The sequence below is a fragment of the Bacillus sp. RC240 genome, assembly GCF_044907945.1.
GTDB classification, from domain to species: Bacteria; Bacillota; Bacilli; order Bacillales; family Bacillaceae_G; genus Bacillus_A; species Bacillus_A mycoides.
Genome location: NZ_JBIYCT010000013.1, coordinates 1 through 19,808, shown reverse-complemented (window position 1 = coordinate 19,808; position 19,808 = coordinate 1). Strand labels below are relative to the sequence as shown.

The following is a 19,808-nucleotide window of genomic DNA, read 5'->3' as shown; positions in this document are numbered from 1 at the left end:
TCCTTTTTTACATTATCTACAATCAGTTTATAGTGAAAAAACGTTTAAAGTATGTGAGACTTGTTACAAAGGTGTGTGTATATTTTGAAAGAAATATGTCGATTGTCTGAAAATATCCTATTTTTACTATAAAGCAATATCCTTTTTGAGTTTTTCAAATTTTGGTACACTACATATGTAATGTAAATGAGAGAAAAGAGGGTTCTTTACTATGAAGTCATTAGAAGAGATTTTACAATACAATGAAAAATTCGTTGAAGAGAAAAAATACGAAGAGTATGAAACAGGAAAATTTCCAAATAAAAAAATGGTAATTATCTCTTGTATGGATACTCGTCTTGTTGAATTATTACCGAAAGCAATGAATATGCGTAACGGTGATGTGAAAATTATTAAAGTAGCAGGCGCTGTTATTTCACATCCATTCGGAAGTATTATGCGTAGTATTTTAGTCGCTGTATATGAGCTTGGAGCTGATGAAGTATGTGTTGTCGGTCATCATGATTGTGGTATGGCAAAAATTCAAGCAAGCAGTACAATCGAAAAAATGAAAGAGCGCGGCGTAACAGAAGAGAAATTAGATACACTTCGTTATTCTGGAATCGATTTAGAAAGATTCTTACAAGGGTTCTCTAGTGTAGAAGAAAGTGTAGAACATAGTGTGTCAATACTCCGCAACCATCCGTTACTTCCGGAAGAAGTACCTGTTCACGGTCTTGTTATAGATCCTGACACAGGAAAATTAGATTTAGTTGTAAATGGTTACGACAATTAAGAATTTACTTTGTCATCCTTTTTATCTGGGACAGGATCAAATCCTCCTGGATGGAAAGGGTGACATTTTAATATACGCTTACATGTAAGCCAAAATCCTTTGAAGGCACCGTGTTTTTGAAACGCTTCTAATCCATAATGAGAGCAAGTCGGATGAAAGCGGCACGTTGGCGGTGTCATCGGAGAAATGAACTTTTGATAAAAGCGTATAATACCGATAAAAATCTGTTTCATAATGGTCTCCTTTTCAGCATAGTCTTAAAGTATTATAGCACGACAGTACATAATACTTTACTAATGTGCATTTCCGTTATATCATATTGGATATAACGGAATTAAATTAAAAGCGGGAGAGATGTTGTATGCCATCAGTAGAAAGCTTTGAATTAGATCATACGATTGTAAAGGCACCTTATGTAAGACATTGCGGAGTTCACAACGTAGGTAGCGACGGTATTGTAAATAAATTCGATATTCGTTTTTGCCAACCGAATAAACAAGCAATGAAACCAGATGTTATTCATACGTTAGAACATTTATTAGCATTTAATTTACGTAAATATATTGATCGTTATCCGCATTTTGATATTATCGATATTTCACCAATGGGTTGCCAAACAGGATATTATCTTGTAGTAAGCGGAACACCGACGGTTCGAGAAATCATTGATTTATTAGAACTAACATTAAAAGATGCGGTTCAAATTACAGAAATTCCAGCTGCAAATGAAACACAATGTGGCCAAGCGAAGCTTCACGACTTAGAAGGAGCACAACGCTTAATGAACTTCTGGCTAAGCCAAGATAAAGATGAACTTGAAAAAGTATTTGGATAAAGAAAAACTGCCTGTGAAAGGGCAGTTTTTTTATTTTGTTAAGAGAAAACTTGCTCTTCTTTTATGAAAGTATACTAGACACTCCAACATATAAAATAAAGACAGAACCGAGAAAATAAACAAATGCTTTTGCTTTTTGCTGCTCTTTTATTTCATCAATTCCAAAAAGGATAAACATAATACTTAAAAGGATAAATACGAATGGTAAAAGCATAGAGAGGTTTGCAAAGAGGCTAAGTAGAGCGAGAATGAGAGCGATAGTAGCTATTATAATTCGAAAGTTTTTTAACATGAAATCCTCCTTTAAATAGACAAATTAACGAAGTATTTCTGAGATACCTAGATATAAAACTGCTGCACCGACTAAAAAAGCGAACGTACTACTTACTTTTTTATGTTCCATTATTTCCTCTATACTTACAATGAAAGCCATACCGCCTAAAAAGATAAACATATAAGGCATAATTCCTATATTGCCAGCAATAAAACTATAGATTGCTATAGATAAAGCGATAAGTGAAAAAGTAATTCGAACTCCTTTTAACATAAAGGACCCTCCTTCTATTTTATGTAGGTAATGATGAGGACAATCCAAATGAAAGCTCCAGCAACAATGCAAATAAATCCGGTTCCTGAATCCTTCTTTTTTATTTGCTCAATTGCGATGAGAAACATTAAAGCGCCTAATAGAAATTGTGAAAGTGGTAGAAAGTTATTTTGACCTGTATAGAGCCCAATTGCCGACATAATTATCACAGTGAGTGCGATTGCGATGCGAAGTATACGAGGCATACTATGATTCCTCCTTATTATTTTTCGAGTAAGGGTTATCTTCGGGCTTATCAACAGAATGTTTATATGCGTAGCCTTTATTAATCGTCATGACGGAGAGTACTAATACGATCAGTACGATTATAATGCCGATAATTAATATTTTGAGCATGAAATCCCTCCTCTTCTTTATTTTACATAATTTTGTAATTGATGAAAACAATAGAAATTAAAAGGATGAAAGAAGGGTGTTACATGGAGAATAAAAAAACATATTATATATCAGTTGGGAATGGTCAAATTTCGCAAGTGAAGACGGCGGATACGTATAATTTTGAAATTTATGCAAATGACGAAGAGATTACGGAGTTAAGAGAGTATTTTGATCAAGCGTATGAAGAGGACTTAGGTTCGTATGTACGCTCCCACGTTCCATTCGTTGAGTATCATCACGATTCGAATAATGATCGATACGATGAACAACTACAAAAAGCATATAAAATGATTTATGATCTAGGGAATCATGAAACGAAAGAATTAGTCGCGCAAATGGGAATAATCAATGGATTGTAATTGGATAATATTATGCAGAAAAGCGAGAATATGCTACAATTTGTGGTAGGAAAAACTTGTAATCATCAATAGGGGAGTAATGGCATGTACAAATTTAAAGATTATTACCACAACACTGTACAATTATCGTTTGAACGTTACCCATTTTCTCCTGAGCCAAAGCATGTTTGGGTTGTATGCCGGTACGGGGATCAATGGTTATTAACGCATCATTTACGCCGTGGTCTTGAATTTCCAGGTGGTAAAGTAGAACTCGGGGAAACACCGGAAGAAGCGGCAGTTCGAGAAGTTCATGAGGAAACCGGCGGCATAGTTTCTGATTTAACTTACTTAGGGCAATACAAAGTATCCGGAAAAGACAAAATAATCATTAAAAACATTTATTTTGCAACAATTAGTGCGGTAGAGCAACATACGCATTACGAAGAAACGAAAGGGTCTGTGTTATTAAAAGACATTCCTGATAATATTAAAACTGATAGAAAATTTAGCTTTATTATGCGCGATGATGTATTAGCGCGTACGATGAAACATATAGAAGAAATCGGCTGTTTTACGAAGTAAAGTGGCCGGTTTCTTTTTTTGTGTTCAAAATAAATGTAAATATATCTTTACATTTATTTTGGGTATATTATACAATTTTGTAAAGGTGTATTTACGTTTTAGGAGGGGAAAAGATGGATAAAAGAAAAGAAACGACTGTTGCGGTTTCGATGGTTAAATTAAATTTCTATGCATTTCTTATAATATTTGTTTTGGCATTTGGAATTAGTTTTTTACATGCGCTTTTTTCAGGCGAGTTTCAAATTGAAATTACATTGCCGATTATGTTTCTTTTGATTATTGGAATGATTATTCTCGTTTGTATTCATGAGGCAATACATTTAATTGGATTTCGCTATATCGGAGGTGTTCCGTGGAGTGAACTAAAATGGGGCGTCAATTGGAAATTAGGTGCTGCATATGCTCATTCTAAACAGGTGATTACAGTAAAGCAAATGAAGACAGTGTTAATGCTTCCGTTTTTACCAACTGGAATTTTACCAATTGTATTGGGATTAGCTATGAATCTGGAGCCACTCTCATTTTTAGGGATTCTACTAACAGCAGGTTGTATCGGTGACATTGCTTTATATAAAAAAGTTTCAAAGTTTCCAGATGATGCGCTAGTTAAAGATCATCCGAGTAAACCGCAGTTTACAGTATATGAATAATAAAGGAAGAGGAGGCGTTTTTGAAAAATGGCCTCTTTTTGTTTGTCAGCTTTTGTCGATAAGCCGATGTTCCTTGGCGAATCGCTGATAAAGTGAAATTTCATTTACTATCGTCTTGTTTTTCTCTCCGCCCCTAAAAATGAAAGAACCTCCAACAAATCATCCACCACACGTGAATGTTCAAAGTCACCCCAAAATAAATCTCTCTTCCAAACGCCAAGAATCCCTACTTGTTCAGAACCAAGCACATCATTTTCTGGATGGTCTCCAACGTAAAGGCATTCTTCTGCTTTTACGTTTAGCTTTTGTAAAGCACGTTCGAAAATCTCAGGGTGAGGCTTTTTAATTCCTTCCGCTTCTGAAACAAGAATCGTGTTTGTATACGTATGTATGTTTAGTGCTCGAAGGTTGTTCATTTGAAAATCAGTAAAGCCGTTTGTAATAATACCGATTTTAATGTTTTGCTGAGTTAGTTGTTGAAGTAATTCATGCATGTTTGGGAAAGGAATACAATGATGTTGGAAGTTTGTAATGTAGTCGTGCAGCAGTTGCTCTTGCGTTAAAGTGGTAATGTTGCATTCGCAAAGGAGAGTGGAATATACCTTATCTTTCCATGTGTAACCATTATTGTCGAGTTCGAGAAAACGAGAGCAATACTCGAATTTTTCTATGTTTATCAAATGAAAGGCGAAGCGATTATATTGATCACGAATAAATTGCTCTAGAGATTGGCGACGATCTAATAGTGTTCCATCTAAGTCAAATAAGATTGCTCGAATCATGGGAAACCTCCATACAGTTTTTATAATTAATTATCGCATATTCGTTAAAAAATGATTATGATATTTTTGTAGAATGGAATAATGGAGGTGCGTATGAAGAAACTGTATGGCAAGTTAGTGTGTTTTATGATTTCAACGGGCTTAGTAGCTGGATGTGATATGTCGGAGCAAACTTCGAAAAGAGAGAAAAAAGATGTGTGCGAAACGACAGAAGAATGCACACAAATAGGTGATAAAACACTTCAAAAAGTATATAAAAAGATAGATGGACTTTCAGAACTTGAAGTACTAGAGGATTATGATTTAGAAGGACATTCAAGTAACGATATGAAAGAAGCAGAAATGAAAAAAAAGGATGATGAAAATTATTTCTTTTTAGCTTCTTATTATATTGATGGTGATGAAATTGTAGATCCTTATTTCGATAAATTAGATCGCAAACGATTGAATAAGGCTTTTGCGGAGGATAAGGACGCGAAAGAAGAAGTATTAAAGCAACGTCAAGATAGGGATTATCATGAATCGTTATGGGAGATGTATAGCACGCTTATTCCTGCTAAGTATCGCACTGACATAAAAGAGTTTGATATGGTAACAGATGGATACGATGGAATTGTGGCTCATGTTATGCCGAGTATGGAGTATCCGAAAGAGTGGACCATTAGTTTAGATACGCTTGATTCTGCAGTAAATATCGATCAAGTGATGAAAACATTAATACATGAGACGGCTCACGTATTGACACTGGGACATAAACAAATACCAGTAAATGAAAAGTACTTAAAGGCTTTTGAAGAAGATAAAGATATTTCATCATACCAAAATAAATGTAAATCTCTTTTCTTACAAGAAGGATGTGCGAAGGAGAGCTCTTATATAAATCAATTTTATAATTCTTTCTGGAAACCAATTGACCAGGAGTGGACAGAAAAGAAAGTGGAAGAAAGCGAAGAAGCTCAAATTGAATTTTTTAAGGAAAAGCATGGTGAGTTTGTTTCACTGTATGGAACGACAAATGTAGCGGAAGATATCGCGGATACATTTACAGCGTTTATTTTACAAGATTCAAAAAAGGTGAAAGAAGGAACAGAATTAAAATATAAAAAAATTGCCTTCTTCTATCAATTCCCCGAGCTTGTAAAAATGAGAGCGGAAGTGTTAGTGGGATTATATGATGTTTCGAAAACGATGGAACAACCAAGTGGACATTAATGCGAATTATGTGTTCGATATATTTTAGCCAAGGGAAAACGTGAAGAATTATAGTTCTTTGCGTTTCTTTACGTTTATAAAATTGAAAATTCTGTCTTTTTTTAAAAAAGAAGAAGGAACTGAATCATTAAAATAGAATTAGTATAAAAACGTCACAAATTAGACACAATTATAATGCGCATAGTATAGGGGCTATAAGTTTACTCTCGAGGAGGTAATGAAACGTATGAAAACGATTCTTGCTGTTGCTGGTCTCATTTGGGTAATGTCTCACGGTTTTCCGATTTTTGAAGGGGAGCAAATTCGTAGTGCATTAAATAAAGAGTTTAATGATTATCATATTATTGATCGAAAAGATAATGTCGTTACGGTGCGTGTGAAAGATTGTTTCCATACAGTTACGGTTGCTAATGGGAATGTTACAGATGATTCGAAAATGTGTGATAAAAGGTAGAAGAAAGAAGCTGACTCTAGCGTATCGCTCTAAGTCAGCTTTTTTTTCGTTTTCCAATAAGGAGTTTTTCAAATGCCTCGACAAATACATACATAAGAGTTGCGAGGACACAAGTGAGCAATACACTGAGTAAGACGAGTGTGAAGTTAAAGACTTGGAATCCGTAGCTAATTAAATAGCCAAGCCCTTGTTTAGAAACGAGGAGTTCCCCGAAAATAACACCGACCCATGATAAGCCAACATTCACTTTTAACGTTGAAATAATTGCAGGGAAAGATGAAGGGAGAATAACGTGCTTATAGCATTGCCATTTATCTGCGCCAAATGTGTCCATGACCTTAATATAGTTGGAATCGACTTCTTGAAATGCGCTGTAAATAACGAGAATGGTAATGATGATGGAGATGATTACCCCCATTGCGATAGAGGATGAAATATTTGGACCGAAAATAACAATGATGATTGGACCGAGTGCAACTTTTGGCATTGCATTTAGGACGACGAGATAAGGATCAAGTACGCGGGCCAAAAGTGGCATCCACCAAAGGAGAGTAGCAATAATAGCTCCGAGTATAGTTCCGAGAATGAAGCCTACTCCTGTTTCAAGTAATGTCGTCCATATGTGGACCCAAAGTGAACCGTCAATCCATTTCGTTAAAAAGAGATCCCAAATACTTGAAGGAGAGCTAAAGAGTAAAGGATCAATCCATTCTTTTTTACTAGCTATTTCCCATAGTGCAAAGAAAAGAACAAGAAGTACAAGTTGTAAAGAGCGAGCTAACCATGCATGTTGTCTTTCTTTTTTTCGAAACTGTTCATGTAGTTGTTTTATATTATCCAAGTCGTTCCAGCTCCTTCCATATTTCTTGGAAGAGGGATGGGAAGTCATGGTGGTGGCGTGCTTCTAACGGCGATAAGGAACGGATACTTTCTGGGACGATGAATGTTTTTGCAATTTTTCCAGGGTTCGCCTGCAGCAAATAAATACGATCACTCATCGCAATTGCTTCTTCAATATCATGTGTCACAAGTAGGGATGTTTTCTTATAGTTACGTAGTAATGTGAAGACGAGATCTTCTAGTTTTAATTTTGTTTGATAATCAAGAGCGGAAAATGGTTCATCTAACAATAAAATTTTTGGGTCGGTCGCTAATGTTCGAACGAGTGCAGCACGTTGGCGCATACCACCGGATAGTTCACGAGGGTATTGCTGTTCTATATCATATAGGCCGACTTGTTTTAAAAGCTTTAATGTATGTTCTTTCGTATTTTCATCATAAACCTTCCGAATATGAAGTCCGAGCATAATATTTTCTTCAATTGTTTTCCACGGAAACAAGTAATCTTGCTGGAGCATATAGCCCATAGAGGGGGTCTTAGTTGTAATCGGTTCACCATCTAAAAATACGATACCTTCAATTGGATCGAGTAGACCTGCGATGATGGAGAGGAGCGTTGTTTTTCCGCAACCACTTGGACCAAGGATTGAAATAAATTCGCCTTCTTCTACTTGCAAACTCATATCTTCAAGAATAAGTTTGGCATTTTCTTTTGCAAAAAAGCAGTGAGAAACGTTACGTATTTGTAAAAAGCTCATACACTTCGCCTCTATTTCTTAATAACGCTTTCGGCAATTTTTGTATTGACGAGCGCTTCATGTGGAACTTCTTTTTGTAATTCACCAGATTCTTTCATAATCGTTTGGAGTTGTTTCCATTCTGCATCATCTAATAATGGATTTGTCGCATAAGAATGTTGTTTTTTGTAGCGCTCAATTACTTTTACTGAAATGTCTTTTGAAGTGTCTTTAAATAGTGGTGAAACGGCATCGGCAATCTCTTCTGGACTATGTGTATCAACCCATTGCTGCGCTTTATATAGTGCGCGCGTGAATTTTTCTGCAGCAGCTTTATCTTTCTTTAAGAAACTTTCTTTTGCCATAAACGTTGTATAAGGAACAGTACCAGATTCAGCTCCGAAAGACGCGACGATATAACCTTTTCCTTCCTTTTCAAGTATACTTGCAGTCGGTTCAAAGAGCTGTACAAATTCTCCCGTACCAGATGCAAAGGCATTTGCAATATTAGCAAACTCGATATTTTGAATTAAGTTCGTATCTTTGCGAGGGTCAATGCCATTTTTCTTTAAAACGTATTCACCAACCATTTGCGGCATGCCGCCTTTACGCTGTCCTAAAAACGTAACGCCTTTTACGTCGTTCCAATTAAAAGAGTCTAATTTTTTACGGGAAACTAAAAATGTGCCATCTGTTTGTGTAAGCTGCGCAAAATTAATGACAGGATCTTTTGCTCCTTGTTGATGAACATAAATAGACGTTTCTGAACCAACGAGAGCAATATCAATTCCGCCAGATAAAAGGGTGGTCATCGTTTTATCTCCGCCAGCTGTTGTTTGTAAGTCAATATTTAAGCCTTCATCTTTAAAAAATCCTTTTTCAATTCCAACATATAATGGTGCGTAGAAAAGAGAGTGTGTAACTTCGCCAACGCGAATTTTTTGAGCTTGTTCTTTCGTACTTTCCTTTGTACTACTACAAGCAGCGAATGTGAAAACAGCTAGTAACATGATGCAAAAAACGGTTATTAATTTTTTCACTATATGACACCTCCTAGAAGTCAATCTACAAGCATAATATGTAGGTAAGTGCCCATATGTGAGTATATATAGCAGGAATTTTTTGGGTAGTAAAGAAGTACAAATATAAGGGGTGATAAAATGGATTACGAATACGATGATAGCGTACATTTACATCTTGATTATTTCGGAACTGAATGTGATATGGAATCGATTGCTTATAAGAGGAAGCATGAAGACGTGTGGGATGTGTATTTTAATTTTGGAGTATACGGTCTTCAGAAAGAGGAGATAGAGACAGGTCGGTTTATGGACGAATATGCTGGTTATTACGTTTTTTCTGTACATGCTCGTGATTTGAGCTGGGAATTTGGAAGTGCTCAGTTTGAAGAGTGGGTTTTGAAGAACCATATAGTAGAAAGAACGCTTCAAAAATAGGGAAGAATTTCGTGGTTGAATTTCTCATCTTATTGTTTATTTTTGTAGTCGGATCTCTTATTATGCAAGTGCTCATGTACCGATTTGCAAAGAAAAATATTCATAAATACAAAAGATTGAAATTGGTTCATATGTGGTTAGATATGACTATGAAAAAGGGTCCGAGATTAGATTTTTTTGATTTTATCTTTATAGTAATCGTGTGTATCATATGGAAACTATGGATGCTTCCTCTTGTATAGTAAACATGCTAATCATCGTATCCTAATAAATAACGAGAAGAACCTGTCACATGACAGGTTCTTCTCTATTTGGAGCATGTAGTGTTACATGGAAAATCCAATGTATACGACAAATTACGACAAGGGGATTCATACACATTTGTTATTCTATTAAAGGTCATTATTTGTAATGTATATATAGTCGGATTTTTTAATGTTAAAAAAATTATTATTATTTTTACTTACGGGCTTATGTGTAGTTGTTTTAACAGCTTGTAAAGATGAAGAGGAAAAGCTGAAAGCAGCGGAAGAACAGAAAATAGATGAGAAGAAAGTTGAAGAAGGTAAGAAGATAGAAGAGCAGCAAAAAGCAGAGGAAGAAAAACGTAAGCAAGAAGAGCAGCAAAAAGTAGAGGAAGAAAAACGTAAGCAAGAAGAGCAGCAAAAAGTAGAGGAAGAAAAACGTAAGCAGGAAGAGCAACAAAGAATAGAAGAAGAGAAGCATAAGCAAGAGGAACAAAGAAAGATACAAGAGCAACAGAAAGCACAGCAACAACAGTCTGCAAAACAAGAAAAAACAACACAAGCAACAGGTGGGAAACCGACAAGATCACAAATTTCGGTTGGTTCACATGTAGTTATTCAATTGGATAAAGATTATAGTAAAACAGTGAGTGGTGTTGTGAAAGATATTTTAACAAACACAGAAACACACACGTACGGAATTAAAGTTCGATTACAAGATGGACAAATTGGCCGTGTTCAAAGTGTTGGGTAGTGAAAAAGAGATTTCCTTTCTTAGGAAATCTCTTTTTTCTATTCGGTATGTACAAGAGGTAACAGATGACATTATACGGAGGGTGTACATGAGAAGACGTTGTGTACATAATATGTTATGTTTATATAAGTAATATTTTATTACGGTGCGGGGTGAAATTAATAAACAGAAAAGAGGGAATGAATTGAGGTGTAATTTTTCATTTCATCAGCCAAGAAGAAGTATATTAATTTCAGCGATGTTAAGTGGCCTAGTAACCCTATATGTAATACCCACACTTTTCTTGATTTTAAAATATTTTAGTTTAGATACGATGAAAGATATGTTAAATCAAAAAATTGTCTTAAGTATAATGACAATTTTGATGTGGATTGTACTATTGTATGTTGCGCATTTGAATAAAGATATTGTTAATAAATTTAAACGGATTATTAGGATTTATATTAGAATGTTTTTAGTAGCGCATGTGGTTACTTTGCTTTTTATTTTTATGCAAAATAATATGAATCTCGTAAATACACTGAATTGGATTTACAATTATAACGCACAGTTTATATTTAGTTTAATTGTAATTTATGCGATATATGTTTTGGTGTATAACGTACTTGGGAAAGTTTTTTTGAGTACTATTTTGACAAGCATTTTGCTAATCATTTTGGCTATTGTAAATCACTTCAAAATTGTTTTTAGGGGAGACCCACTATATCCTTCTGATTTTACACAGATTGGACATATGCAATCTGTTATACCAATGGTGATGGATTATTTTAGTTGGGGTTATATTCTTCTCGTTATTGTAAGTGTTGTTGTCTGTATTTTGGCGGGTATGTATGTGAGGAAGTATATTCAAAATGTAAAAGTTCATGCAGGCGTACGAGTACTATTTATAATAGGATCCGTTTTTATTTTATATGTGTATGGTAATTTTACGAATACGTTTATGAATAAATGGTTTCAAAAGTCAGGTATAGAGTTCGTTTTGTGGAATCAAAATGAAAATTATGCTTCGAACGGTTTTGTGTTAGGCTTTATAAGTAATCTAGATACAACAGTTATTGAAAAGCCGAAAGAGTATTCAAAAGAAAGTATGCTTCAAATAGCAAACGATATAAAGAAACAATATAGTAGCAATATAGGGACGCAGAAGCAAAAAGAGAAACCGAATATTATTTTTGTAATGAGTGAATCGTTTTGGGATCCAACGAAGTTAACGAACCTGTCCTTTAGTGAAGATCCTTTACCGAATTTACATCATTATATAGAAAGTTTTCCGGGTGGACAAACTATTTCTCCTGCATTTGGAGGAAATACTGCAAACGTTGAATTTGAGGTATTAACGAGTTATTCAATGAGTTTGTTAAAACCAGGATCTATACCGTATCAGCAAGTTGTTACAAATAAGAAAGAAATTCCATCAATTCCTCGAGCTTTGAAAAAAGAAGGGTATTATACAAGTGCAATTCATTCGTTCGGTCGCTCATTCTTTAAACGGGATGACGTATATAAAGTGTTAGGGTTTGATAAGTTTAATGCACAAGATACGATGGAAAATGTAGAAGTTGATGGAGATTATATTAGCGATTTATCTATGAGTAAAGAGATAATAGCTGAATTAGAGAAGCAAAAGAAACCTACTTTTATTCATGCGGTTACAATGCAAAATCATTTTCCATTTACAGAAGGAAGATTTGGCGAAAATCAAATAGAGATTAGTGGTTTAGAGAATGAAGAATCGAAGGCTGAATTAGAGACTTATACAGAAGGTTTAAGACGTTCAGATGAAGCTCTTCAATATTTAATAGAGGAGCTAGATAATTTAGATAGACCTACATTATTAGTATTCTTTGGGGACCATCTCCCATCACTAGGAACAAATAAATCTCTTTATAAAGAGACTGGTTATATAACGAATGAAAAAACGCCAAGTGAACGATTAGCGATGGCGCAAACGCCGTTATTAATGTATGCAAATTTTGATATGCCAAATGACAATTTAGGTTTAGTAAGTCCAATCTATTTTTCAAATCTTGTCTTTGATTATGCTGGATTAAATAAGGTACCGTTCTATCAATTTTTATCGAAGTTATATGGAGAAATTCCCGTACTTCGTGATGAATTGAAGATAGGAAAAGACGGAGAAGCAATAAAAAGTTTAACAGAAAAACAAAAAGAAATGTTAAAGCAATATGAGTTTATTCAATATGACTTACTCATCGGAAAGCAATATAGTAAGGATATATTATTTAAATAGGCGACAAAAAAGAACTTGTATACGATACAAGTTCTTTTTTCATAGTATTTAACGGGATAACCAGACAAGCTAGGTTTAGGGAGTATTACTTGTACATTTAGTATAAATTAAAATAGAGTCGTTTTAATAATTGATTTGTGAGAAGTGTGTGAATTTTTCATCTAGTATATAATTGGACAATTTGTTTAATTTTAATAGAATCAGTTCCAGATTTGTTATTAATTTTTAGTTTGCAATTATTTGTTGTATGGATTTATAAACAGACAGGATATCGCTTCGTTACTATTTATGCGTTTAATGATGAACGTGCATATGTCTTACCGATTCTTTGTATGACGATTGTTCCAACTCTTCATTTTTTCCGCATTATCGTTTTATTTTTAATGGAAGAGAAGAATAAGCCATATGTGGAATTTGCTCGTGCAAAAGGTAGTTAAGAAAAAAGAATTTGCCGTAAGGGCAAATTCTTTTTTTACTGTAAAGGAACTATGAATTTAAAAATTTTATCAGTTCCTTATTTAATTCATCCGCTTGATCGATTGGAGAGCCGTGGCCACTATTTGTAAGAGGATATAGTTCAGAATTTTTAATTCGCTCTTTTGTTAGCTCAGCACTTTTATAAGGGATGAGTTGGTCGTGCACGCCGTGGAATATTTTTGTTGGAACGTTAATTTTACTTAAATCTTTCGTTACGTCTTCGTTCGCGGCTGCTTGCAAAATTTTGATGAGAGCGTATGAAGCGGATTGCATACCGAGATAAGAAAACCATTCTAGTGTAGCCGCTCCTAAGTTTCTATTAAAAAATGATAAAGATACATCACTTAGAAACTTAGGTAAATTTACATACATTTGATTAATAAGAGCATCTGCTTGTTCTTTCGGTACGCCGTAAGGGGATTCTTGGTTTTTCACGAAAGAAGGAGAGACAGCATCCACTAATGCAAGTTTGGAAATACGACGCCCATCATATCGTGACATATACCGAATAGAGAGAGCGCCACCGACTGAGAAGCCGACTAACGTAGCATTTTCTATTTGAAGTGCTTCTAATACAATTGCGATATCATCAGCTAAACGATCATAAGTGTAACCAGTCCATGGTTTATCAGACTGTCCGTTTCCTCGTATATCCATGGCGATGCAGCGGAAACCATGTTGTGGTAAGATATTAAATTGATATTGGTACATTTGATGATTTAAAGGCCAGCCATGAATGAAGAAGACAGGTTTACTTCCAGGGCCTGGGTTAATATCCTCAACAAAAATGTGTACATCTTTTTCAACTGTAACGAACATGATGTATCCTCCTCATGCATTTTAATAGGCTCTTTCCCAAAATCGCTGTTTTGTCATTGCCTGAATAAATTCATTTGCAAGTAAGGTAGGGTTTTGTTCTGTTATAACGCCAGGTTTTCCTTCGATGTTTAAAGATTGAACAATAGTAGTTCCATTTTGGAAAGCGCCAATTGGCTTAAAGTGATTATACGATTCTACGACGAATGAACTTGCCTTGTTAAGAAAATGATCATTAATATTTCCGCCAATAAGAAGTAGCCCATCATAAAGAAGTGGTGACCCTGTTAAGAAAGTATCATTCACTTCCCACTGTCCATTTTGAGAGCCTTGCACAAAACCTAATTGTTCGGAAATAATAACGGGCTGAAGACCGGCTTGTTTGAATTGATTTATAATATATTGTGCGTTTTGACCGTCATATCCGTTTGCGACAATGACGCCTACTCGTAATGTATTTGGGCTGAATGTTGTATGTTCCATACTTAGTGCTGGTGAGGATTTTGTAACATTTGATTCTTGAACATTTGGCACTGTTGCCCCGACTGCTTCAGCTACTAAAGTAGCTAATTCTGTACTTATATGACCAATCATACCTACGACTTGTTGGCGAACTGATTTACTTTTTACTTTTCCTAATTCAAAGGAAAAGGCCTGCATAATATGGATTTTTTCGACGTGGCTCATACTATTCCAAAATAAACGGGCTTGTGAGAAATGGTCTTTAAAACTAGCGGCTGTTTCTCTTGTTTTATGTCCAGAAACAGTAGAAGGATATGTAACGAAACCGCCTTTCGTACCAGGTACAGTAAAGGGAGAGTTATTAGCTAAAGAGTTATTATGGTAAGCGACTTTTCCTTTATCAATTATATATTTAGACGCACCATCTCTTTGATTGTTATGAAAAGGACATACTGGACGATTAATCGGTAACTCTTGATAGTTTGTACCGACGCGTGCTAATTGTGTATCTGTATAAGAAAATAGTCTACCTTGTAAGAGAGGATCATTTGTAAAATCGATACCGCGGACGATGCTTCCAGGGTGCAGTGCGACTTGTTCTGTTTCCGCAAATACGTTATCAACGTTCCGATTTAACGTCATTTTTCCGATGATTTTAACAGGGAAGTCTTCTTCCGGCCAAATTTTCGTTGCATCTAATATATCGAAATCGTATTTAAATTCGTCCTCTTCTTCTAAAATTTGCACGCCAAGTTCGTACTCAGGGTAGTTTCCAGCGTTAATATTTTCCCATAAATCACGGCGATGATAATCTGGATCAGCGCCGCCTAGTTTTTGAGCTTCATCCCAAATTAACGAGTGAACGCCAAGCTTTGGCTTCCAGTGGAATTTTACGAATCGTGACTTTCCATGTTTATTAACTAAACGAAATGTATGAACGCCGAACCCTTGCATCATTCGAAAACTTCTCGGAATTGCGCGATCCGACATAATCCACATCATCATCGCAGCTGATTCTTGATTATTGGCGATAAAGTCCCAAAAAGTATCGTGTGCTGTTTGTCCTTGGGGAATCTCATTATGTGGCTCTGGTTTAAGGGCATGAATAAGATCCGGAAATTTAATACCATCTTGAATGAAGAAAATCGGAATGTTATTACCCACTAAATCGAAATTTCCTTCCTCTGTATAAAACTTAACAGCGAATCCTCGTACATCTCGGTTCGTTTCATTTGCACCTTTTGATCCAGCAACTTCAGAAAAACGAATAAAAATAGGTGTCTTTTTAGATGGGTCTTGTAAAAAATGAGCCATTGTTAAGTCTTCTAAAGAATCATATAGCTCAAAAACACCATGTGCTCCGTAACCGCGGGCATGAACGACTCTTTCAGGAATTCGTTCACGGTCAAAATGAGCGAGCTTTTCTCGCATCAGGAAATCTTCTAAAAGTGTAGGACCACGATCGCCGGCGGTTAAAGAGTTTTCATCATTTGAAATTTTGACACCCGTATTCGTTGTCATCTCTTTTCCTTCATTGTTTTTCGTAAAGGATTGTAACTGTTCTATCTTCTTATTTTCACGACCGTCCATATAAAGCACCTCCCATATTATACGTATTATTGTTCATGGTTTTTATGCTTACATATGGTGTGGGGAAGTATATTATCTATGGATTTATTTTCCTCATTTGTTCAATTTATCTTTGTTTGTCTATGGAAATCATTTATTATAATAAATGGTATTCTTTTGAAGGGGTGTTGAAGTGGAAGAGAGTTTTCTATCAGCTAAAGAAGAAAAGAAAAACGCTAAGATTTTCTTATGGGTAATACATGTTATTTTAATTGTATACGAGGTTGCATACGCGATTATATTAGAAGATACAATGCCTTTAGGAAATTGGCATAAAGGGATATGGAAGCTTGCATATATTATGGCTATATTAGGTATTAGTGTTTACTTATTTGAGAGAGAAAAAGCATATTTAGTTAAATATACATATTTATTTGCATACATGATCGCAGAGACTTTTAATATTGGATGGTATGCTTTTCATAATACAATAGCATTTGATGAAGGGAATGTAATTGAATATATTTTCATTTTCTTCGTGCCGATCTTTTTGAGTAAAAGATATTTATTTGTCCTAGCGCCATTCCTTATAGGGAAATATATGATATACCTATTTGTATTTGGAGAACTTAACCTGTTTATGTCTCTTGTTATAAATATGGTGTTACTTTTCGTGTCATTTATTATTTTAAATCGATTTTTACAATATCTTTCAGCAGTAAAGGGACGTATTGCAGAGGCAAGTCAGTCACAAAAATTGGCGGTTATCGGAAAAATGGCAGCGACAGTCGGACATGAAATTAAAAACCCACTTGCTTCATTAAAAGGGTTTACACAATTACAAAAAGAGAAACACGAAAAAGATGCAACATATGAACAAATGATTCTCGAAATCGAAAATATGAATAATATGATTAGTGAATTAATGGAGGTTGCTACATGTAAACCTTCTTTTTATGAAAAACACATTGTAAGTGATGTTTTAGTACAAGCGGTAGAAAACATGCGCGGAAAAATGAACGAGTTAAATATAAATTACACCTTTAATGAAGAGCAAAATAGAAGTGAAATTGAATGTGATAAACGCAAATTAAAAGGAGTATTTTTGTATGTTATTAAAAATGCTTTAGAGGCAATGGAACATGGCGGAATATTAAAAATACAAGTTGAAAATAAAAAAAGAGATTATGTAATAGTAAGTATAGTAGATAGTGGTTTTGGGATAAAAAAGGATAATTTAGGACGAGTTAAGGATGCTTTTTATACAACGAAGCAAGATAGAATTGGATTAGGTCTTACGGTAGCAGAGCGAATTGTGACAGAGCATCTTGGAGAATTACACATTTCTAGTGAAGTAAAGAAAGGAACGAGAGTAGAAATACTGCTCCCGAAAAAATGTGAGCGCAATGTGACACAAGATTAAGAGGTGTTGTTAAAGGAGTTATCATATGGAAAAAGGCAATATATTTGAAAAAGAAGAGATAAAGGCATTAATAATATTTTTAAGCTTATTCTTCGTTATATTTTTTGCGTATGATTTTGCTGAAAAAGCTATTGTCCTTTTATCAGATAAAAATCAAAAACTAGCAGATGCTTTTGGAGAAGGATTAGGTTTATGGCTATATAGTTTGATGGTTGGATTATTCTTTATAGGACTTTATTTTATGAAATGGAAAAAGCCGTATATTGTGAAGTATATTATTTTAATTGGCTATAATATATTGGATTTTATTAATAACTTCATTATTTATTATGGAAGTGATGCGGAATTTGATGGCGGGAATATAGTAGAAGGATTCTTTATTTTATTTGCACCGATATTTGTGAATAAGAGGTACTTTTGGTTAGTTGCCGGAACTATTGTTGGAAAATATGCACTTATGGGATTCGTTGTTCAATCCTTTATTGTTCTTATCCCCATAGCATTGTATAGCATGTTTGTTATTATATGTTGGATTATATTTTTAAGATTCCAATCTTACGTTCGTACACTTGAAATGATGGATAAAGAAATACGAAATGTAGAAAAATTAGCAATGGTTGGGAAAATGGCGACAGTAATTGGCGATAAGATTAGAAGACCGTTAGAAAAATTGAAAAAACTTGTGAATAAGCAAGCGAAAAAATATCCAGAAGATAAAATTTATAGTGAAATTATGAGACAGGAAGTAGAGCGAATTCATACAATTGCTACAGAACTAAATGGGTTTGAGAAATCTAAATCGGTAGAATCTGAAACGCATAATATTAAAGAAATCATCTCTTATGTTATCAGGGTTATGGAAAAGCCAGCTTTAGAACAAGGGATAAAAATGCATGCTATTTATAGTAAAGATATACCTTCAATTACATGTGATGAAAAACGATTGAAACAAGTATTTTTTAATTTAATAAAAAATGCGATTGAAGCAATGTCAGTTGGCGGAACTATTACTGTAAAAGTTATAGTGGAAGATGTGATCATTGTTCAAATTATAGATGAGGGATGCGGCATTCCGAAAGATAAAATTCCGAAGCTAAATGAAGCCTTTTACACAACGAAAGAAACTGGAACAGGCTTAGGATTAGTAGTTACGGAAAAAATTATTAAAGATCACCACGGTAAATTGAACTTTGAAAGTGAAGTTGGAGTTGGAACGACTGTTGAGATTATGTTGCCGATTTAATGATAGTGTAAGAGATAAATAGAAAACATCACTTAATCAAAAGTGATGTTTTTTAATTTATCTTGCGTTAAGATCCAATTGGTTCAACCAATAATCAGTAGGGAAGGGATCCCCCTACTGATTAAAGCTTTTTCTATAGAGTACAGTTTAAATAGAGGTAATTAGAAAAATAGAGTATATAGCACTGTCAGTAATCCCAGGGCTAATATAAAGGCATAATGCGTCTCCTCTTGAAACTGGATTTCCAGTTGTTGTACTAGTCCAAATAACAGTGGCAGGTCCTGGTAAAGGGGTAGGGTCATACACTTGAACTAGCTGTGATCCAACGTCTGAAGGAGTAATAGTAAATGTGATTGTTCCAGTGATTTTAGCCGTAGTGGTAAAAGTAATAGTAGATATAACGTGATTAGAGGTAGGGGCGGAAAGGTTTGTTGGGACATTAGTGCAGATTTGAATTGTATAAACTTCTATAGGCAAATTATTTACATTTATAGATGCAGAAAAACCAGCTATATTTCCAGATCCAGCAATTACATAAGGAATAATATTGGAATCAACTGCTGGAGCACCTGCTATACGTTGAAACTCAGCGTTAGTTCCTTGGAAAAGGATGCTTTTTGCTGAACTGCTACCGGTGTGCCCAGTGATTCCGGTAGGTCCAGTAATACCAGTCGGTCCAATGCTGCCAGTAGGACCGGTGTTTCCGATGGAACCAGTAGAACCAGTAGGACCAGTAGCTCCAGTAGAACCGGTAGAACCAGTAGCTCCGGTAGAACCAATAGGTCCGATAGAACCAGTAGGACCAGTAGCTCCGGTAGAACCAGTAGAACCAGTAGAACCAGTAGAACCAGTAGAACCAGTAGAACCAGTAGAACCAGTAGAACCAGTAGAACCAGTAGAACCAGTAGAACCAGTAGA

Annotated in this window: 26 protein-coding genes; 14 read left to right on the top strand and 12 right to left on the bottom strand. The window is 35.0% G+C overall.

Going from position 1 to position 19,808, the window contains the following annotated elements:
• The first annotated feature begins 211 nt into the window (after nt 1-211).
• Nucleotides 212-775, top strand: a complete 564-nt coding sequence (locus tag ABH955_RS26125; RefSeq protein ID WP_002015742.1) for a beta-class carbonic anhydrase — start codon at nt 212-214, stop codon at nt 773-775.
• On the opposite strand, the gene yidD is transcribed toward ABH955_RS26125, so the two are convergent.
• A complete protein-coding gene (yidD, locus tag ABH955_RS26120) occupies nt 772-1,008 on the bottom strand; it encodes a membrane protein insertion efficiency factor YidD (protein WP_002112460.1) in 237 nt (78 codons plus the stop codon). The genes ABH955_RS26125 and yidD overlap by 4 nt on opposite strands.
• Nucleotides 1,009-1,136: 128 nt before the next feature.
• Between yidD and luxS the strand changes: the two genes are divergently transcribed.
• Nucleotides 1,137-1,610, top strand: a complete 474-nt coding sequence (gene luxS / locus ABH955_RS26115; protein ID WP_001141371.1) for an S-ribosylhomocysteine lyase LuxS — start codon at nt 1,137-1,139, stop codon at nt 1,608-1,610.
• 61 nt (nt 1,611-1,671) lie between these two features.
• Here luxS and ABH955_RS26110 read toward each other — a convergent pair whose 3' ends face one another.
• The 4 genes from ABH955_RS26110 to ytzI are packed head-to-tail and all read right to left on the bottom strand — an operon-like array spanning nt 1,672 to nt 2,553.
• Nucleotides 1,672-1,902, bottom strand: coding sequence for a YczI family protein (locus ABH955_RS26110; RefSeq protein ID WP_002138770.1), 231 nt, complete (start codon nt 1,900-1,902; stop codon nt 1,672-1,674).
• 24 nt (nt 1,903-1,926) lie between these two features.
• Nucleotides 1,927-2,157, bottom strand: coding sequence for a DUF3953 domain-containing protein (locus ABH955_RS26105; RefSeq protein ID WP_404457689.1), 231 nt, complete (start codon nt 2,155-2,157; stop codon nt 1,927-1,929).
• Nucleotides 2,158-2,171: 14 nt separating this feature from the next.
• Complete coding sequence (locus ABH955_RS26100) at nt 2,172-2,402, bottom strand: YczI family protein (RefSeq protein WP_113938167.1); 231 nt, start codon at nt 2,400-2,402, stop codon at nt 2,172-2,174.
• Nucleotide 2,403: 1 nt separating this feature from the next.
• The gene (gene ytzI / locus ABH955_RS26095) at nt 2,404-2,553 is read right to left on the bottom strand and encodes a YtzI protein (protein ID WP_016095937.1); all 150 of its coding nucleotides are present in this window, start codon (nt 2,551-2,553) and stop codon (nt 2,404-2,406) included.
• 83 nt (nt 2,554-2,636) lie between these two features.
• Between ytzI and ABH955_RS26090 the strand changes: the two genes are divergently transcribed.
• The 3 genes from ABH955_RS26090 (at nt 2,637) to ABH955_RS26080 (ending at nt 4,168) form a co-directional block, all read left to right on the top strand.
• Nucleotides 2,637-2,954, top strand: coding sequence for a hypothetical protein (locus tag ABH955_RS26090; RefSeq protein ID WP_002089150.1), 318 nt, complete (start codon nt 2,637-2,639; stop codon nt 2,952-2,954).
• 84 nt (nt 2,955-3,038) lie between these two features.
• A complete protein-coding gene (gene mutTA, locus ABH955_RS26085; protein ID WP_002015736.1) occupies nt 3,039-3,518 on the top strand; it encodes an antimutator 8-oxo-(dGTP/GTP)ase in 480 nt (159 codons plus the stop codon).
• Between the two features lie 113 nt (nt 3,519-3,631).
• Complete coding sequence (locus ABH955_RS26080; RefSeq protein WP_113938165.1) at nt 3,632-4,168, top strand: DUF3267 domain-containing protein; 537 nt, start codon at nt 3,632-3,634, stop codon at nt 4,166-4,168.
• 107 nt (nt 4,169-4,275) lie between these two features.
• Here the strand turns inward: ABH955_RS26080 and ABH955_RS26075 are convergent, their stop codons facing one another.
• Nucleotides 4,276-4,950, bottom strand: coding sequence for an HAD family hydrolase (locus ABH955_RS26075; RefSeq protein WP_404457685.1), 675 nt, complete (start codon nt 4,948-4,950; stop codon nt 4,276-4,278).
• Between the two features lie 93 nt (nt 4,951-5,043).
• Between ABH955_RS26075 and ABH955_RS26070 the strand changes: the two genes are divergently transcribed.
• A complete protein-coding gene (locus ABH955_RS26070) occupies nt 5,044-6,162 on the top strand; it encodes a recombinase family protein (protein ID WP_404448368.1) in 1,119 nt (372 codons plus the stop codon).
• 226 nt (nt 6,163-6,388) lie between these two features.
• The gene (locus ABH955_RS26065; protein WP_002089142.1) at nt 6,389-6,616 is read left to right on the top strand and encodes a hypothetical protein; all 228 of its coding nucleotides are present in this window, start codon (nt 6,389-6,391) and stop codon (nt 6,614-6,616) included.
• Nucleotides 6,617-6,650: 34 nt separating this feature from the next.
• Here the strand turns inward: ABH955_RS26065 and ABH955_RS26060 are convergent, their stop codons facing one another.
• From ABH955_RS26060 to ABH955_RS26050, 3 genes are read right to left on the bottom strand one after another with little or no spacing between them, the layout of a single operon-like run.
• On the bottom strand, nt 6,651-7,457 hold the full coding sequence (locus tag ABH955_RS26060; RefSeq protein ID WP_404457682.1) for an ABC transporter permease: 807 nt from the start codon (nt 7,455-7,457) through the stop codon (nt 6,651-6,653).
• Entirely contained in the window at nt 7,450-8,214 is a 765-nt protein-coding gene (locus ABH955_RS26055) for an ABC transporter ATP-binding protein (protein ID WP_002034467.1), read from the bottom strand. The genes ABH955_RS26060 and ABH955_RS26055 overlap by 8 nt, the downstream gene beginning before the upstream one ends.
• Nucleotides 8,215-8,225: 11 nt before the next feature.
• Nucleotides 8,226-9,233: an ABC transporter substrate-binding protein gene (locus ABH955_RS26050; protein WP_002089139.1), complete on the bottom strand. Its 1,008-nt coding sequence runs from the start codon at nt 9,231-9,233 to the stop codon at nt 8,226-8,228.
• Between the two features lie 120 nt (nt 9,234-9,353).
• On the opposite strand from ABH955_RS26050, the gene ABH955_RS26045 reads away from it, so the two are divergent.
• The 5 genes from ABH955_RS26045 (at nt 9,354) to ABH955_RS26025 (ending at nt 13,337) form a co-directional block, all read left to right on the top strand.
• On the top strand, nt 9,354-9,650 hold the full coding sequence (locus ABH955_RS26045) for a DUF3986 family protein (RefSeq protein ID WP_002034469.1): 297 nt from the start codon (nt 9,354-9,356) through the stop codon (nt 9,648-9,650).
• Nucleotides 9,651-9,661: 11 nt separating this feature from the next.
• Nucleotides 9,662-9,892, top strand: coding sequence for a hypothetical protein (locus ABH955_RS26040; RefSeq protein WP_404457679.1), 231 nt, complete (start codon nt 9,662-9,664; stop codon nt 9,890-9,892).
• A gap of 193 nt (nt 9,893-10,085) precedes the next feature.
• On the top strand, nt 10,086-10,649 hold the full coding sequence (locus tag ABH955_RS26035; RefSeq protein ID WP_404457676.1) for a YwbE family protein: 564 nt from the start codon (nt 10,086-10,088) through the stop codon (nt 10,647-10,649).
• Between the two features lie 184 nt (nt 10,650-10,833).
• Nucleotides 10,834-12,900, top strand: coding sequence for an LTA synthase family protein (locus ABH955_RS26030; protein WP_404448361.1), 2,067 nt, complete (start codon nt 10,834-10,836; stop codon nt 12,898-12,900).
• Nucleotides 12,901-13,052: 152 nt separating this feature from the next.
• Nucleotides 13,053-13,337 carry an ABC transporter permease subunit gene (locus ABH955_RS26025; protein WP_313897559.1) on the top strand — a complete coding sequence of 95 codons (285 nt, stop codon included), beginning with the start codon at nt 13,053-13,055 and terminating at the stop codon, nt 13,335-13,337.
• Nucleotides 13,338-13,386: 49 nt separating this feature from the next.
• On the opposite strand, the gene ABH955_RS26020 is transcribed toward ABH955_RS26025, so the two are convergent.
• The gene (locus ABH955_RS26020) at nt 13,387-14,196 is read right to left on the bottom strand and encodes an alpha/beta fold hydrolase (protein WP_404448359.1); all 810 of its coding nucleotides are present in this window, start codon (nt 14,194-14,196) and stop codon (nt 13,387-13,389) included.
• A 21-nt stretch (nt 14,197-14,217) separates the two neighbouring features.
• Nucleotides 14,218-16,245: a catalase gene (locus ABH955_RS26015; protein ID WP_404448357.1), complete on the bottom strand. Its 2,028-nt coding sequence runs from the start codon at nt 16,243-16,245 to the stop codon at nt 14,218-14,220.
• Nucleotides 16,246-16,417: 172 nt separating this feature from the next.
• Between ABH955_RS26015 and ABH955_RS26010 the strand changes: the two genes are divergently transcribed.
• Together ABH955_RS26010 and ABH955_RS26005 are read left to right on the top strand one after the other, a co-directional pair.
• A complete protein-coding gene (locus ABH955_RS26010; protein WP_404491833.1) occupies nt 16,418-17,647 on the top strand; it encodes an ATP-binding protein in 1,230 nt (409 codons plus the stop codon).
• A gap of 25 nt (nt 17,648-17,672) precedes the next feature.
• Nucleotides 17,673-18,890, top strand: a complete 1,218-nt coding sequence (locus tag ABH955_RS26005) for an ATP-binding protein (RefSeq protein ID WP_404491831.1) — start codon at nt 17,673-17,675, stop codon at nt 18,888-18,890.
• A 147-nt stretch (nt 18,891-19,037) separates the two neighbouring features.
• Here the strand turns inward: ABH955_RS26005 and ABH955_RS29205 are convergent.
• Nucleotides 19,038-19,808 (bottom strand): collagen-like triple helix repeat-containing protein (locus tag ABH955_RS29205; RefSeq protein ID WP_483862315.1); only part of this gene is annotated, 771 nt, incomplete at its 5' end.